Annotated in this window: 18 protein-coding genes; 15 read left to right on the top strand and 3 right to left on the bottom strand. The window is 47.0% G+C overall.

The window, feature by feature from the left end:
* Positions 1-8 precede the first annotated feature (8 nt).
* The 4 genes from QNM18_RS22995 to QNM18_RS22980 are packed head-to-tail and all read left to right on the top strand — an operon-like array spanning position 9 to position 5334.
* Positions 9-431 carry a hypothetical protein gene (locus QNM18_RS22995; RefSeq protein WP_284138549.1) on the top strand — a complete coding sequence of 141 codons (423 nt, stop codon included), beginning with the start codon at positions 9-11 and terminating at the stop codon, positions 429-431.
* A complete protein-coding gene (locus QNM18_RS22990) occupies positions 415-1827 on the top strand; it encodes a DNA cytosine methyltransferase (RefSeq protein ID WP_284138548.1) in 1413 nt (470 codons plus the stop codon). The genes QNM18_RS22995 and QNM18_RS22990 overlap by 17 nt, the downstream gene beginning before the upstream one ends.
* 3 nt (positions 1828-1830) lie before the next feature.
* On the top strand, positions 1831-5100 hold the full coding sequence (locus tag QNM18_RS22985; protein WP_284138547.1) for a replication endonuclease: 3270 nt from the start codon (positions 1831-1833) through the stop codon (positions 5098-5100).
* A 9-nt stretch (positions 5101-5109) separates the two neighbouring features.
* Positions 5110-5334: a DUF7415 domain-containing protein gene (locus QNM18_RS22980; protein ID WP_284138546.1), complete on the top strand. Its 225-nt coding sequence runs from the start codon at positions 5110-5112 to the stop codon at positions 5332-5334.
* Positions 5335-5386: 52 nt separating this feature from the next.
* Here the strand turns inward: QNM18_RS22980 and QNM18_RS22975 are convergent, their stop codons facing one another.
* Entirely contained in the window at positions 5387-5632 is a 246-nt protein-coding gene (locus QNM18_RS22975) for an Ogr/Delta-like zinc finger protein (protein WP_284138545.1), read from the bottom strand.
* A 106-nt stretch (positions 5633-5738) separates the two neighbouring features.
* On the opposite strand from QNM18_RS22975, the gene QNM18_RS22970 reads away from it, so the two are divergent.
* Positions 5739-5981: a PapB/FocB family fimbrial expression transcriptional regulator gene (locus QNM18_RS22970; protein WP_284138544.1), complete on the top strand. Its 243-nt coding sequence runs from the start codon at positions 5739-5741 to the stop codon at positions 5979-5981.
* Here QNM18_RS22970 and QNM18_RS22965 read toward each other — a convergent pair.
* Together QNM18_RS22965 and QNM18_RS22960 are read right to left on the bottom strand one after the other, a co-directional pair.
* Positions 5978-6991: a phage portal protein gene (locus QNM18_RS22965; protein ID WP_284138543.1), complete on the bottom strand. Its 1014-nt coding sequence runs from the start codon at positions 6989-6991 to the stop codon at positions 5978-5980. The genes QNM18_RS22970 and QNM18_RS22965 overlap by 4 nt on opposite strands.
* Positions 6973-8742 (bottom strand): terminase large subunit domain-containing protein, encoded by a 1770-nt coding sequence (locus QNM18_RS22960; protein WP_284138542.1) that lies wholly within the window; start codon positions 8740-8742, stop codon positions 6973-6975. Before QNM18_RS22960 ends, QNM18_RS22965 begins: the two co-directional genes overlap by 19 nt.
* 183 nt (positions 8743-8925) lie before the next feature.
* Between QNM18_RS22960 and QNM18_RS22955 the strand changes: the two genes are divergently transcribed.
* The 10 genes from QNM18_RS22955 to QNM18_RS27275 all read left to right on the top strand — a co-directional run bounded on the left by QNM18_RS22955 (position 8926) and on the right by QNM18_RS27275 (position 15579).
* Positions 8926-9840 carry a GPO family capsid scaffolding protein gene (locus QNM18_RS22955; RefSeq protein WP_284138541.1) on the top strand — a complete coding sequence of 305 codons (915 nt, stop codon included), beginning with the start codon at positions 8926-8928 and terminating at the stop codon, positions 9838-9840.
* A 25-nt stretch (positions 9841-9865) separates the two neighbouring features.
* Positions 9866-10882, top strand: coding sequence for a phage major capsid protein, P2 family (locus tag QNM18_RS22950; RefSeq protein ID WP_284138540.1), 1017 nt, complete (start codon positions 9866-9868; stop codon positions 10880-10882).
* 50 nt (positions 10883-10932) lie between these two features.
* Positions 10933-11301 (top strand): hypothetical protein, encoded by a 369-nt coding sequence (locus tag QNM18_RS22945; protein ID WP_284138539.1) that lies wholly within the window; start codon positions 10933-10935, stop codon positions 11299-11301.
* A 98-nt stretch (positions 11302-11399) separates the two neighbouring features.
* On the top strand, positions 11400-12023 hold the full coding sequence (gene gpM / locus QNM18_RS22940) for a phage terminase small subunit (RefSeq protein ID WP_284138538.1): 624 nt from the start codon (positions 11400-11402) through the stop codon (positions 12021-12023).
* Positions 12024-12134: 111 nt separating this feature from the next.
* Entirely contained in the window at positions 12135-12566 is a 432-nt protein-coding gene (locus QNM18_RS22935) for a head completion/stabilization protein (RefSeq protein WP_284138537.1), read from the top strand.
* Positions 12563-13045, top strand: a complete 483-nt coding sequence (locus QNM18_RS22930) for a phage tail protein (RefSeq protein ID WP_284138536.1) — start codon at positions 12563-12565, stop codon at positions 13043-13045. The genes QNM18_RS22935 and QNM18_RS22930 overlap by 4 nt, the downstream gene beginning before the upstream one ends.
* A complete protein-coding gene (locus tag QNM18_RS22925; protein WP_284138535.1) occupies positions 13042-13797 on the top strand; it encodes a phage virion morphogenesis family protein in 756 nt (251 codons plus the stop codon). The genes QNM18_RS22930 and QNM18_RS22925 overlap by 4 nt, the downstream gene beginning before the upstream one ends.
* 4 nt (positions 13798-13801) lie before the next feature.
* Positions 13802-14908 carry a DUF2586 domain-containing protein gene (locus QNM18_RS22920; RefSeq protein WP_284138534.1) on the top strand — a complete coding sequence of 369 codons (1107 nt, stop codon included), beginning with the start codon at positions 13802-13804 and terminating at the stop codon, positions 14906-14908.
* A gap of 10 nt (positions 14909-14918) precedes the next feature.
* On the top strand, positions 14919-15368 hold the full coding sequence (locus QNM18_RS22915; RefSeq protein WP_284138533.1) for a phage protein: 450 nt from the start codon (positions 14919-14921) through the stop codon (positions 15366-15368).
* A 13-nt stretch (positions 15369-15381) separates the two neighbouring features.
* Entirely contained in the window at positions 15382-15579 is a 198-nt protein-coding gene (locus tag QNM18_RS27275) for a TraR/DksA C4-type zinc finger protein (RefSeq protein ID WP_349774898.1), read from the top strand.
* Position 15580: the final 1 nt, after the last annotated feature.

Genomic DNA, 15580 nt, shown 5'->3' with positions numbered 1-15580 from the left:
GTATCAAAATGTGTAATTCAAACAATGATGTATTTGCTCAGTGTGACTTGTGTACCAAGGACATTCGAGTAGGTGATAAATATCTTTCACTGAATTTAGAGCTATCAAAAGTCGAAGATATTTCCACTACCCAACCTTTAAAAGTGGACCCTGTGAATGTGTGGTGTATTGAGTGCTGCACACCTGCAACGGTTAATGCAATTAAGCGGCAACTAGTCCAATACCGAAATGGAGCAATAGACAGGGTTTCATACGCCTATGAGCTAGGAAAGAAAAACTTTCGCGCTGGCTATTGTCTTAAAGATAATCTATATCCCCCAGGAACACGTGATTTCAGTCACTGGTACATAGGCTTTAAGACCGCTCAAATGCACAAGCTACTTGCAGATGAACAGGTAACAGAAGGGGCCGAGCATGCTACTGCCCAATGAAATCATCGTTGATAACTTTGCGGGTGGCGGTGGTGCCTCAACGGGGATTGAACAGGCGCTAAACCGCCATGTTGATATTGCAATCAACCATGACCCTGACGCTATTGACATGCACAAACTGAATCATCCAAAAACAAAGCATTATTGCGAGTCAGTATGGGATGTTGACCCCGTTGAAGCTTGCGCAGGTCGCCCCGTAGGGCTTGGTTGGTTTTCTCCTGATTGTCGTCACTTTTCAATTGCCAAAGGCGGTCAACCCGTTGATAAAAACATTCGTGGCTTGGCTTGGGTTGTTGTGCGTTGGGCTGCGTTGGTACCAATGCGAGTGTTTAAATTGGAGAACGTCCAAGAGTTTTTAACTTGGGGGCCACTTGTCGAAGTGTCGCCAGGTAACTTTAAGCCTGACAGTGAAAGACAGGGTGAAACGTTTGACGCATTCATAAAATGCATGACCACCGGCTTAAACAAAGTCCACCGCGCTTGGACAGAAATTAAAGAGGCACTTGGCGACAATTTCCCTTACGACAAGCTTGAAAAGGGTTTAGGGTACAAAATAGAGCATCGCACTTTATCTGCATGTGATTACGGTGTACCAACAACTAGAAAGCGTTTGTTTATGGTTGGCCGAAATGATGGCAAAGCAATTGTTTGGCCCAAACCTACACATGGACCAAAAGGCAGCGGTTTACAGCCATACAAGACTGCCGCTGATATCATTGATTGGTCTATTCCTGTTCGCTCTATATTTGGCCGAAAACGACCATTAGTTGAAGCAACGCTAAATAGAATAGCGAAAGGGATCCAGAAATTTGTAGAGTGTGAAGACCCATATCTGGTGCCTGAAGAAAATGTACTCCCATTTATTAATGAGCATGCGAACGCGTCAAATCAGCGAGTAATGAACGCTAACGAGCCATTGCGTACAATATGCGCACAAGTTAAGGGTGGGCATTTTTCTATTGTTACAAGCCACGTTATTAAGCTACGAGGTGATAACCTTGGTCACAGAACTGATGAACCTTTGCATACTATTTCTGCGGGAGGAAATCACCTTGGTGCCGTTCAAGCGTTTTTAATTAAATACTATGGAACAGGTGCACCAAAAGCTGCAAACGAACCGTTGGGAACGATAACGACAAAAGACCGTTTTGGTGTTGTTGTTATCAAAGGTGAAAAGTATCAGATAGTTGATATCGGCTTGCGCATGCTTGAGCCGCATGAATTGTTTGCTGCAATGGGATTCCCTAAAGATTATATGATTGCATATAACTCTAATGGGAAGAAAAACAGTAAACGCATTCAAGTTGCAAGGTGCGGTAATGCTGTATGTCCATTGGTCGCAAAAGTTTTAGTAGAAGCGAACTTTATTACTGACGATAGCAGAATTGCGGCGTAAATAATGACTGATTTACCCACACAGCAATTCAATGTATCCCCGCCAGTTGTAGCACTAGCACAGGTTATTGAGAACCAAGAGCATAGGCAGTATTTGCTCTCTGGGCTCAGCCGTTTTTTACCATTCACTCAATATAAATTAGCTAAAAAATATATTAGTAAAATTGATAACACACCTAGTCGATTTGAAGACAAACCTATATGCCCATCTAACCCCGCTCATGATTGGCTGTATGATTTTTTAGACACATCGCCAGCACGCTACGAGCTAGAAGGAACTCAAGTAAAGCGCGCTGCTAGAAAGCTGTTAGAAAAAGTTGAGGACAACTTTCAGCACAATTTTATAGCTGAAGAAATCATACAAACAAACATGAAATCGAGCCTTCAGCCGATTTTTGTTCGTCGAACACTACAGACTTTTAAGTCTCATAAAAAAGTTACGCAAGTATACAAAGAGCGCCAAAATAACGCGGAACATGATAAAAATGTTGCCACTCTTAAAAAGCTCTCGCCTAATAACATTTCAAGTGCCGTTGAGCAGCTTTTGGAGATCATAACAGACAAGCAAGACCGGGATTTTGTTCAGCGTTGCATGACATATGTACCAAGACCTTTGCAAATGCGCTTTGCAAAACGTTACTTAGATAAATACGACCATAGCAGCGCTAAAAATCAATATTTTGCAAATGATTGGTTTAGACGCAGTGTGACTAGGCTAAAACCGAGATTGAAGATCCTTGAGCAAATCATTGATGATATGCCTTTGCCTTGGCACATTATTAAAAGTGTTGAACGGACCAAAAAGCATAGCGGTGATTTAGCGCAAACAGTCACACAAATGATGGCCGATTTGCGAGAAGAAAACCCCACGTGGGACGTAATTGATATTTACATTGCTGTGCAAGATTTTTCCGAGCCGCTAGGCGTTAATCTTGACTATTCAAACAAGCTAGAAAAGCACTACTTACAAGCTGAAGAGGCTGAATGTGCTTTGCTCAAAGCTCAGTGCCAAAGGTTTTGGTGGCGCAAGCTAAAGCTCATTAGGGCGCGGTATTTAGAGTATTTGGAAATTGCGACAGGTGAAGTCGGCAAAGACATTTTTAGTCATGCCAACAAAAAAGGCAATCAAAAGTGGGGCCGTCGAGGTGTTAGTGCTTATTGCTCGAAACAAGCAGTTAAAGAGCACAAAATAAGCCGAGAAAAGGGCCGCAGATTTTTAGAAAGCTTGGAATTAGTTAATGAATGCAGTGATGTGATCAAGCTAATGACAGCGGTTGAAAAGGGTATGGGAAACCCTGAAAACATGCGTAATGAACTAATGTTACGACTACGCGAGACCGAAGAGTTAGCAATGGAAATGGGCTACCAGGGCGGCTTTTTTAATATCACTGCGCCTAGTCGGTTTCATGCAAATAGCGCTAGCTGGGACGGCTCAACACCGAAAGAAGCTAGCCAATATCTCTGCAAAGTATTTGCCCAAGCCCGAGCGAAACTAGACCGCTTGGGCATACCTTATTTTGGTGTACGGGTAGCAGAGCCTCACGTAGATGGTTGCCCACATTGGCATATGTTGTACTGGGTACCAGAGCGTTACTATAACAAGTTCAGCCATGTTTTACGGCGCTACTTTTGTAAAGATGACCGAGAGGTGTTTTTTGAGCGTTTTAGAAATCGTAAAAAGCTAAAAGCGCAGTATACCAAAGCTCGCAGAATATGGGGTTTGAATAAAAAGCGTAAGAGATTTACACAAGAACCAAAAAAAGACTATTTCCCAAGTTCCCCTAGGTTTTTAGCGATTAAAATGGACCCGCCAACACTTGACGAAAACGGCAGGTTACAAGGCGGTGCGACCGCTTATATTTCAAAGTACATTTCCAAGAATATCGACGGCTTTTCTCTTGCTAATGAATACGATGCGGAGTCGGGCGAACTGCTGCAAGAGTCGATTAACCCGGTTAAAGCATGGGCCAGCACGTGGGCTATTCGTCAATTTCAATTCCAAAAGTCACCACCTATTACAATCTGGCGCGAACTGCGTCGGATACGCGATGAGATAGAGGGTAATGATGAAATGGAAGCAATTCGCGCAGCGGCCAGCGGTAGCGACTTTAAAACTTACGTAAAGCTAATGGGCGGTATGGGGATTGGCCGAGATGCGCGTTTTAAAGTGACCTATGAATATACTGAATACGGGAACAACTACGGTGAGCTAACCAAGCGCCTCAAGGGCGTTTTGGACACTCATGGTCTTTATTGCTTGGTCACACGTGTTCACACGTGGGAAAAGCAGCCTATTGGCACCGCAGCCGCCAACAACACAGTTGATGAGGCATGGCAGGATGCCAATATCGTCGGCGCAGCCGACCAGTCTTGGACTAGTGGAAATAACTGTACGCTAAGCACGACGGGGCATAGCGATGAGTTGATCTTAGATATGCAGGGTTTTTCATTAGATGAGATCAGAGATATGAAAAAGGATCTGCTAGAAGGGAAACGAGTACGTCGAAACGACCATGTTTACTTCATAAAAGACGGTAAATTGGAAATTTGGGACGTTGAAAAGTGCAAAAACGAACAGCGGCGGAGTGAGATTGAAGCTGTTGCTCAAAATGAGGCCTATAAATCATCAGTAATAGGTGGTGGTGTGTCTGCTACATGCTGCAATCATATGTGGGCCAAGCTAACACTTGATCAGGTAAGAAAGCTGCGGGCCGGTGATTGCATTGACTTTGATGGAGCAGTCTATTTTGTTGACGGTTCAGACCTGTTTTTGTTCTCAACCATGAAAGTGGGGCGTGTAAAACATGACGTGTGGCCGCTATTCCCAACACAATTAGGGTTCCAGCTTAACAAGCCTATTTTTGAACCATCGTTAGGTACCGACGGTGTTGGCGCCGCGTGGGAAAATGAAATCAATAATGCAGGTAATAATAAGGAAATGTATACCTCAACCGCAGGTTATGACGGTGAGGCAGTAGTGTTTGAAGACCATGTTTATTATGTGCAAAACGGTGAGCTGTTCTCGTTCGCCAAAGGGGTGAGCACAGAAATGTTAGACATAGAGCCAGGTGCAAAACATTGGGATTACGCGCGCGAGGTAGTGGCATTGGCTTATACATACGCAGAAGTTGCTAACCGAGACACGCTGGTTGATTCACGTGGTAACAAGCATCGAGTAATTGGTGATCTGGATTTAGCTCGACTGGTGTTGAGCGGTGAAGTGTCCGCAATCAGCGACAATGATTGGTGGGCGAATGGGTTTAAGATGGCATAAGGAAAAGATATGAAAGTACTAAACTGGAATGAGTTAGCGGAACTAGGCGTATTAGCAAAGATTAATAAAGAAATGCTACACCCTTTGGGGCTTGCAGTGATGCGAGATACTAAAACGGGTAAAAGCGCGGGGGCATTAGTGTCAGATGACGGGATTTGGGAATACGACCCTAAACTTGAGTTACCAGAGTTTGATGAAGAAAAAATTCGTGAAATAGTTTTAAATCAAGGTTAGATAATTTTTACAACTCTATAAGAGAAGAGTCTTTCTTAAAAATGCTATAGCTTTAATTATCTTCTAATAATTCAATCTGCATTGGCTTCGGTATATTCTTCAACACACCCGCAGCCAATCTTGCAACATCTCCACGCGGCGGGTTCAAATCATGTTTATATGCAACTACATAGACAAAAGTTGCACCGCACTCTTTGACGTTTGTGCAAGAGCAATATATATCAAAAACACTTGTTGATAGCTTTTGCCTTGATGTGATTACAGCTTTGCTTTCGCAATGGGGACAATAGACTCTCATATATAACCTACATAAAGCACTGTTTGTATATACAGTTTAATACTTCTGGCGTTTTTTGTGAATAGGTTTTATATTTTAATAATTATGACTTAACACATAATTATTTATGAAATATCTTTTTAAAGGAATGCAAAGTAATAGCCGCTTTGAACTACTCATTATGCTAACTAAAATTGACAGCGAGCAAATGATAGACGCTTTACGCGACTTTCTAGTGAGAGGCATGGATAAAAAAAGTGCAGCAATTTTAAACGGTGTAAAGCAATCTAACTTTTCAGCAGCTTTAAAGGCATTAAACGAAAAAGCTGCAATTGTTGAGCAAATCAAAGAACTGGATGGCATAAGTTAGTTATTTGGTTTTAGATCAAATTGTAATTCAAGTTTATTGTGAGTCTCTATGTCTCTTGCTACTGCATCTACTAGGTTATTAATCAACGGCTTAGTCTCATTTTTAAAATACATTGCATCGTATTTTGTAGGGTCGCCAAGTCCCGCATTATTTGCGGGTATAATGCCAGCTAGACCCGGTGGGAACCTATGCGCGTTTAGTACATCTTGCGCTGATACATTCTTAACATTGATGAACTCGTCTTTACTTTCAAAGTTACCTACAGGGATGATTTGCAAGCCTTTTTCTTTTCCGTTTGGAATATTTACAAACAACGAGCGAAAGTTACCAACGCCCTTAGAGTCTTGAATTTTCTCTTTTAGCTCGTCTTCTACATCAGCATCTAAATTAGGGTCAGTAGCGTAAAGAATAAATCCCATGTGGGCACCATTTATAAAGTATTTACGTCTAAATAGTGTTGCATCTTCATTGAGTAACGCAGCTTGTAAACCGCCCAAATAATCTGGGCAGCCATAAACTTGTTGTACTGGGTCATACTGGCGAACCCAGATAATATCGCTAGATTTGTATTTACGATATTGGTTGTTACGTTCTAGTACTATAGCGCCACCGTCACCTGCTACACGAGTTCGGTAGCTGGGCAACGGAAAGAGCCTTACAATCTGTTTAAACCCGTTGCGAATTTTTAACAGTGCCACATCACCAAATTGCACCAGGTTTAAAATGGCTGCTTGCACTTCTTGTGCACTCATACCGCCAGAGATAAAACGACCAGCGGCCATGTTAGCGCGGCTGACCACAATGCCCCCGTGTTGAGGGTTTCTGCGTGTGAGTGTTGCAAGTAGGTTACGGTCAATCGGTGGTTCCCAATAACCGTCACTATCGTTATAAGATAGCGAGTCATAATCAGTTAACCACATATCTGGCATAACTTGCTCTGGTAAGCTGAAAACAACAGGGGCTGATTTTTGTTCTTCAGATGAAATGTTGGCTAATTTTGCATCGCCCATGATGATTTCCCTTTGTGTGCGTGGTTAAGTGGTTCGTTAATTACAGCATGGCTCAATGCAAAAAATACGTCTGCATGGCCTGTTGTATTTGTGCGGCTGGCTTTGAATGTAATAGCGCCACCTGTGTCGGTTGTTGTTCGGGTGATTGATAGGCAACTCATGGCAATGTCTTTGTGTGATGCGTCCCAGTGCAAGCGATTGCCCTCAATGAGTTCAACCATTTTTAAAACCAATCGTGTTTTGCTATTTACGCTGTAATGTATTGCTGTCGCTTCACGTGGGTAAAGCGTGCTAAGTGAATCGAATACACCTGCACCGATGCCAGTTGTATCAACTCCGATATAAGTAACGCGGTATTTGCTATAAATTTTTTGAATTTCGCTCACATGATGCGCAAAATTGAGCCCTCGCCAATAGTGTTTTTCAAGCACTCTAAATCGCTCGCCTTGCTTTTCTGGTGGAGCAACCACAACCAGAGTTGCATTGTCTCGGGTACGTGATGGATCATACCCAAGCCACACCTCACGGTTTCCAAATGGACGCGCTTCATTGGGTTTATGGTCTTGCCATGTTTTGCAATCGACCAAGCACTTTTCGAGATCACTGAATTTAAATACGCTGTCTGCGTCATCAACAAAGATGCACATAAACAGGTTGTTAAACTCGTCGGCGTTATATTCGTCGCGTAGTTCATCAATATCAAATAAATCACAGCCGCCTTTTTCCGCATCGAGAAGAGTAACAACGAAACGCCATTGCTTGTCAGGGCAGAGTCTACCTTTGTCGCGTAATTCGTCAAAGCTTGGGAATTCAATATTTTCTCGTTCTGGACGACCTTCACGCCAATGATCACCAGTCCAAAATGTATAAGCGGGGTGCGCTTTGGTAGATGGTGTTGAAAAGTATGTTTTGCGCCATTTTTTATGCGCGGCCATGGCAGAGGCAAGCTTGTTTAGCTCGTCAAATTTACCTATCCAAAAGTATTCATCTATATATACATGCCCATGGTAACTTTGCGCAGTCTTGCTGTTAGTACTTAAGAATCTTAACTCAGCTTCGCCATGTGCAGTGTTTAGTACGATTGGGTTGCCCGTTAGCTCTATTTCAAAAAATTCTTGGGCTATTGCAACAATATAGCTTCGAAAAACCTCAGCTTGTGAGCGGCTAGCAGATAAAAATATTTGTGGGTCGCCAGTTAATACTGCGTTTTCAAATGCTTCACCAGCAAAGTAATAAGTTGCGCCAATTTGACGGCTCTTTAAAATATTACGAATACGACGATGCAAATTTCCATGCATCGTTTTTTGGTATTCAAATAGTGAGTCATACCAGGTCGCGAAATCGTCTTTAGTTAAGTGACTAACATCATTTTTCTTTTTACGGCCTTTACGATTTGGGTTTTTTCCATTGCTACTAGCAGGTGCATTAAACTCGCTTTTGGGTTGAGGGATTTTGGCAGCTTCGGCTTGAGCACGTTGCTTTTTGAGCTTCACATGCTTTTCGATTAGCATATCAAGCTCTTTTATTTGATTTCCCGTTTTGTCGCTTATGTCTGCGAGCGTAACAATACGACGGGCAATTGCTTCGTCTACTTCTTCTTCTCTAAGTAAATCACGCCAGTTGTATTTGTCTGCCCAGTAATACACAACGCGGGTGTTGGGCAAGTCGAGTTCTAGCCGTATCTCTTGCGGTGTGCAATGACGTAAATAAAGCCGTTTTGCTGCTTCGCGAATCTCAGGAGAGTAAGCCATCCTAGCCACTGTGTTAATTGATGATGCAAAACAGTGTATTTATTTAAACTAGCCTAATAACTATCTAATAAACCTAACTTTTCCTAAAAGTCGAATATAGGAATTTTTCAAAAGCAAACTAAGTGAATGGCGCTTACTTTGTGGCTATTCTCTGCTGCAATTACTTAGTTTATTGGCAACAGCATGAGCAGCAAACAAACAGGTTGGGTTATTGCAGCAACGGAAGGTGCAACCGTAGATGGACGCATAATTACAAAGCAATGGATTGAAGACATGGCAGAGCTGTATTCAGTGGATGAATACACAGCGCTAATTTGGCCTGAACACTTTCGCTCATCATGGGGTCCGTTTGAGGGCAAAAACTGGGGCACAGTAGACGAAGTAAAAGCAGCGAAGCAGGGAGGCAAGCTGCGCCTATTTGTAAAACTGACCGGGAACAAATATTTGCTGGATGCCAACAAAGATGGGCAAAAATTGTTTATGTCCATCGAACCGGACCCGGATTACAAAAAAGAAGGGCGTTGCTACCTTATGGGGTTGGCGGTCACAGATACCCCGGCCACAACGGGCAGTAGCAGGCTCAAGTTCTCAATAGGGGATGTGGAAAAAAATCATGAATACAGTGAGTTGGAACCACTTTCACCTGAGGATTTTATTGCAGCTAACTCGGTTGAAGACAGCCAGATAATGACTAAGGCCGCAAGTCTTTTTACACAACTGTTTAGCCTGTTTGCCACAGGTGAGCAAGAAACCAACCCCAATCCAAACCCCGACGAGGAAGAAGAAATGACAAAGGAACAGCACGAGACCCTGATGCAGAAGTTCAGTGAATTAGGCAACAAAGTGGGCGAACTGGAAAGTAAGTTTACCCAACAGGGAGAGCAAACTCCGCCAGAAGAGACACTGCCAGAAGGTGGCAAGGACACGGGCGGCCAAACCGGGGTAACAGCAGAGCAGTTTAATAGCCTGATGGAGGCGTTGAAAGGAGTGTCCAAACAGGTCACGGCGATGGAAACCAAATTTAACGCACTCAGTCAGGAAACGGGCGAACAGGAACCGGATCCGGTCGGCGGCAGCGACAGCGTTAACCTGGTTTAATCGGCACTCATAAAAGGACATAACAATGCAACTCAATCAGCAAGCACAACAGTTTTTACAGACCTATGCGGCAGATCTGGGCAAGTCGTTCGGCGTATCGAATGTGAGCCAGCAATTTTCGATTTCTGCGCCGCAGGAGACCAAATTGCGCGCGGCGCTGCTGGAATCAGTCGAATTTCTCAAAATGATCACCACCATGCCAGTGGATCAGCTTAAAGGGCAGGTGGTCAAGGTTGGTAATTATGGCATTGCCACGGGCCGTAAAAAAGGCGGGCGATTTGTCAGCACTCAGGATGTTGGCGGACACACCTATGAACTGACGGAAACAGACTCCTGCTCTGCCATCACCTGGGCGATGCTGAGTGTCTGGGCGAATGCGGGCAACAAAAATGAGTTTATGAAACTCATTAATCAAAATGCCACGCTGCGCTTTGCACTAGATATGCTGCGCGTTGGGTTTAACGGGATCAGTGTGGCCGAAACATCGGACCCGACAGCGAACCCACTGGGCGAAGATGTGAATAAGGGCTGGCACCAGATAGTCAAAGAAAAAGCCCCCACGCAAATCGTGACCACGGACATTTATTTTGACCCGGATGGCGGGGGAGATTATAAAACGCTCGATGCGATTGTAACTGAACTGAAAAACTCACTCATTCACCCGAGTCTCAGAAGCGATCCGCGTCTGGTGGTTCTGGTGGGCAGTGATCTGACGGCTACGGCCCAGACCCATATGATGAACCAGGCTGATAGGCCATCCGAAAAGGTGGCGGCGCAAAAAATGGATAAAAACATTGGTGGTTTATCTGCCTTTACCCCGCCATTTTTTCCGGGTAAACGCATCGTGGTGACGACGCTCAAAAATTTGCATATCTACACCCAAAAGGGGACGTCACAGCGCAAATCAGAAAACGTCGAAGACCGCAAGCAGCTGGAGGACAAATACTGGCGTAACGAAGGGTATGCCATAGAAGAGTTCGAAGTATATGCGGCGGTGGATGAAGCAAATATGCACATTGGCGCTCGCCCTGTACAGCAGTAGTAATCACGGTTGGGCAGCCATGCCTAACCCTTTTTAGGTAGGAACAAAAAATGGGTTTGATTTCCGTGGTTGCTAAGAAACAGCAACAACAAGTAAGTACAAAGCAGACGGCGGCTGAGCAACAAAGTACAGCGCTAAAGTTACTTGCAAAAGTATTGAACTGTAGCGAAGACGATGCAATTAAAACCGCCGAGCAGTTTATTGAAAACGATTGCCAGTTAATGGTTAAAAACACGGATGACTCGCAGCAAGCTGAAGTAGTTGAGCAGCTTGAAACGAGTTTGCACCAAGCGGCCAGTGAAGCAGAAGACAGCGCAGAAGCTGTAACGGACGCTGCTAGAAGTATTGAGCAAAGTGCAGTAGAAATTGAAAGTGCTACATGCGATCTGAAAGACACGGTTGAAGCCATAAAAAAGTAACGGGCGGTGCGCATATTCTGGCATTTAAAGAGCAAAACCTAGCTCAAGCGCAACTAAACAAAGTAAGCGCGACAGGCCGTGGAGAGTATGCGCCCAGTTTGCATTTACAACTCGTTGAACTTGATACGGATTTAAAGCGGCTCAAAGGCTTTGCCCGGATTGCAGACAAGGTGATCCATAAACGCGATGTGCTATTGCCCAAGTGGGTCCCCATCGTAGACGAGTATTTGAGTAAAAAGGAGTACGCCAGTGACAATCCCATTTTTGCTTACTGTGTTGTGTGGTTGTTTGATATTGGCAATTTTGAGCGGGCCATTGAGCTGGCCTTGCGGGCCATCGAACTGGACCAGCCAACGCCACCGAAAATCAAACGCGGGTGGCCGGGGTTTTTGTCTGACACGGTGTTTGACTGGTGTCAGGACCAAAGCGAAAAAGGCCGCAGCGTGGAGCCCTATTTTAGCCAGGTGTTTGAACTGGTTGTGCATCGCTGGAAACTGCCTGAAAAAGTCACGGCAAAATATTACAAATTTGCCGGGCTGGCGCTGCTCAGGGACAAAAACGGCGACGTTAAACCGTCGCACATTGGCGACCTTCAGGCGCTTCAGCAGGCGGATGCCTACCTGGCCAAAGCGGCAGAGCTGCATAAGCACGCCCAGGTCAAGACGATAAGAAACAAAATTGAAATGAGAATTCGGGCCCTGGCTGACCTTCAGGCGCAGTAGGGGCACACAGGCTCTCAACCCTCCAGTGCATTAGCTGAGTGTTTTAAAGGGTGACTTTTAAAAAAATCACGGTGACGCTAACAGCACTGACCCCAGATTAAGGACGATGCGATGGCATTTAGCTTCAGTGGCGTAGAGCAAAACAGCGTGGCAATAGACACAGACAGTGGCTGGCCACCATTGAGCACCGGAGAGTGCAGGGAACACCGGCGCATCCCGGAGTTTTACGACGAAACGGTGATCGGGGATGCGCTGAATCGCAGCGTGATGGAAGTGCAGCAGCAGATCATCCGCGCCGTATTAACGCGCCGCTTACCGTTTGAGTTCGCAGGGGATGCCCCGGCGTTTTCGGTGGCTCAGACCAGTGTTTACCGGACAGCGGTGTACAGCCGGACACATGCGGAGTTAGTCAGCTATTTTAGCGCGGTGGACCAAAAAGACGCCGGGAACGACACCGAGCAGGTCACAGCATTGCAGGCACACTCGAACCAAAGCATGCGGCTGTTGCTGGGGCTGGGCCGCGCCGGAGTGCATGCGCTATGACACAGACGGTCTCAAAGCTGGATCAGGTGTGTTTGCACTTGATGAACAACATGAAACCGTTCATCAAAAATAATGACTTGGACGGCTGGCAAAGCGGCGGCACGCTGATGCTATGCGGGGATGACCTTGGGACCGGGTTTTTGCTGGCGAAATGGCGATATGGTGCAGTCATTCAGATTGAGCGTTTTCCGCATAAGCGGCTAAACCCCTACACCTTGCTGGGCCTGCTGGCCACCTGGGTGGCAGAGCACGACCCGCAGCGCCATGATCTGGCACTCGATGACCCGGAGCTGGATATTGAGGTGGTAAGCGATGACCACGCACAGGTGACCATTGAACTGGAGCTGGTAGATGACATCGAGTTATTACCCGATGAAAACGGTCCCCTGGTATATCAGGGCCAGCGCTACCGGGTGGCACTGGTCCCGGTGAATACGGCAGAAGAAGCCGAGCTGCACACACAAGGCCCTGAACAGTGAGCCTGAAAATCACCGCCAGCGGCCTGGACAGCGCACAGCTTCAACTAGCCATAGTGTGTATGCCCGCCAAAAAACGGCAACGCCTGATGTGGCGGGTGGCCAATGAGGTACGAAAGCGTGCCCGGGCCAATGCCAAAAAACAACAGTCCCCGGACGGGACGCCCTGGCAAGCGCGCAAAGGTAAAAAGCGCGGTAAAAAAATGCTGCGTCAGTTGCCGCAAGCACTGGTCATTAGCAGCAACCCAAATGGGGCCCGTGTGTATTTTCAGCGCGCTCACCGGGGCAAAAGCAAATATCACACCGGGGTGATAGCGGGCACGCATGAGGCAGGTAAAAACCTGACCATCAGCGCAGCCAGGCACAAAGCTGGGCTTATGCGCCATCAGGCACGCAAAGGGCTGAAGGCAGACAGTCCGGCGACACCCGGGCAGGCTAAATACATCGTTCGGCTGCGGGGCATGCGTTTGCTCTCCAAAGCCGAGCAGGCGCAAAAGAAACGGCATAAGCCCGGCACCTGGGTGCGGATCACCAAACAGTGGGCGCTGGATAACCTGACCTTTGCACAGGCCGGGGTCATTATCTCAGCGTTGCAGGGCGAGGACACACAACCTAAAAAAGCCAGTTGGCAGGTCAAATTACCTGAGCGGAGCTTTTTAGGGACAACAGCGCAGGAACAACAACAGATATTTGAGCAAGCCATGCAGGGTATTAATTATGGCTGGCAGGTCAAAAAACAGGACATGAAAGGATAAGACCATGGCACTAGGACGGGTAGCGGTACACAACTTAAATCAGGGGCAGGGCGACATTAAAGCCATTGAGCGGCACGTGCTGTTTGTCGGACGGGCCGCAGGCGAGGGTGAACAAAGCCAGCTGTTCAGCGTCGGCGCACAGACCGATTTAAATGCGGTGTTGCAAGACAGTACACTGCGCCAGCAAGTCAAAGCCGCGCAGCTGAACGCCGGACAGAACTGGACAGCGGCAGTGTACCCCATGGCCGCAGACGAAACGCTGGCAGAGGCCATTGAACACGCCAACGCTGCGCAGAGCTTTGAAATGGTGGTGGTATGTATTGAAATGACGCAACCCACTGAGCTGAACGATATCCATGCCCTCATGGTGTCACAACAGGCCAGTCGGGGGCGCTTTATGTGTGCCTTGGTTGCGGTGCCGGGCATTGATGAGCAGACCCAAAGCTGGCCCGAGTACGAGGCCGCATGTACCACGTTGCAAAATAACCTGGCCGCGCACCTAGTGGTGGCTGTGCCGCAGTTGCATGGGAATAATCTGGGCGTGCTGGCCGGTCGGCTGTGTGACCATAGTGTCAGCATCGCAGATAGCCCGATGCGAGTGGAGACCGGCAGCGTACGGGGGCTGGGTGAGCCGCCCAAAGACAAAAATGGGGCGGTGCTGTCACTGGCCACCCTCAATACCCTGGCCACAAGCCGCTTTAGTGTGCCGCAGACCTACGCAGATTTTGAGGGGACATACTGGAGCAATGCCCAAACACTGGATGCTATCGGTGGTGATTATCAATACCTTGAGCACCTGCGTGCAGTCCATAAAGCCAGCCGCGAAGTGCGCGTACTGGCCATCCGGCGGGTGGCAAATAGGGCGCTGAACTCGACCCCGGCGAGCATTGAAATGAACAAAACGTATTTTATGCGACCGCTTAGAGCCATGAGCAAGTCCGTCAAAATCAATGGTGTCGTGTTCCCGGGAGACATCACCCCGCCCAAAGAGGGGGACATTAGCATTACCTGGCCGACAAATAAAAAAGTCGCCATTTACATGGTCGTTCGACCCTACAACAGCCCCAAAGACATCAGCGTGAACATCATGCTGGACCTGAGCAACGAATAAGGAGAACAGCATGAGATTATCAGGCATGAATTTTAGTGTGATGGTAGGCGACCAGATGATTAACGTCATGACGGCCAGCCTGACTATTACCGACAACAGTGCAGTGAGCCAGACCGCAGGGGTGCCAGATGGGTACGTCGACGGCGATGTCGCAGCCAGTGGCGAACTGGTGGTCAACGCCAGTAATTTTGAATTGTTTGTGGCAGAGGCCAGACGCGCCGGTTCTTGGCGTGCGGTTGAGCCAATAGACATCCTGTATTACGCCAAGACGGGGCAAGATGAACTGAAGGTGGAGGCGTTCGGGTGTCGGTACAAGCTCAGCGACTTACTGGACATTGACACCAAGGGCGGACAGGCCAGCACGTTTAAAATTCCGTTTGATGTGACCAGTCCGGATTTCGTGCGCATTGACGGAGTGCCCTATCTGCGCCCCGATGAAACCAGCGGCATAGCGCAGTAACGGGAGTTAGTACATGGATGATCTAGATTTTGTGGTTAACCAGCAGGCCCGTGCAGAGCAACAGTTTATTGACGCACAGGCATTAACCCGGGCACGTATGGTGCCCAGCGCAACCCATTGCGTTGAATGCGGGTGTGCGATCCCCCCTGCCCGGCGCGAGTGTGTGCCGGGTGTACGGCACTGCGTGCGCTGCCAAAGTGAAAGGGAGTAAT

It is taken from the genome of Pseudoalteromonas obscura (assembly GCF_030135505.1).
Lineage (GTDB): Bacteria > Pseudomonadota > Gammaproteobacteria > Enterobacterales > Alteromonadaceae > Pseudoalteromonas > Pseudoalteromonas obscura.
This window is presented reverse-complemented; position numbering and strand designations above follow the sequence as displayed.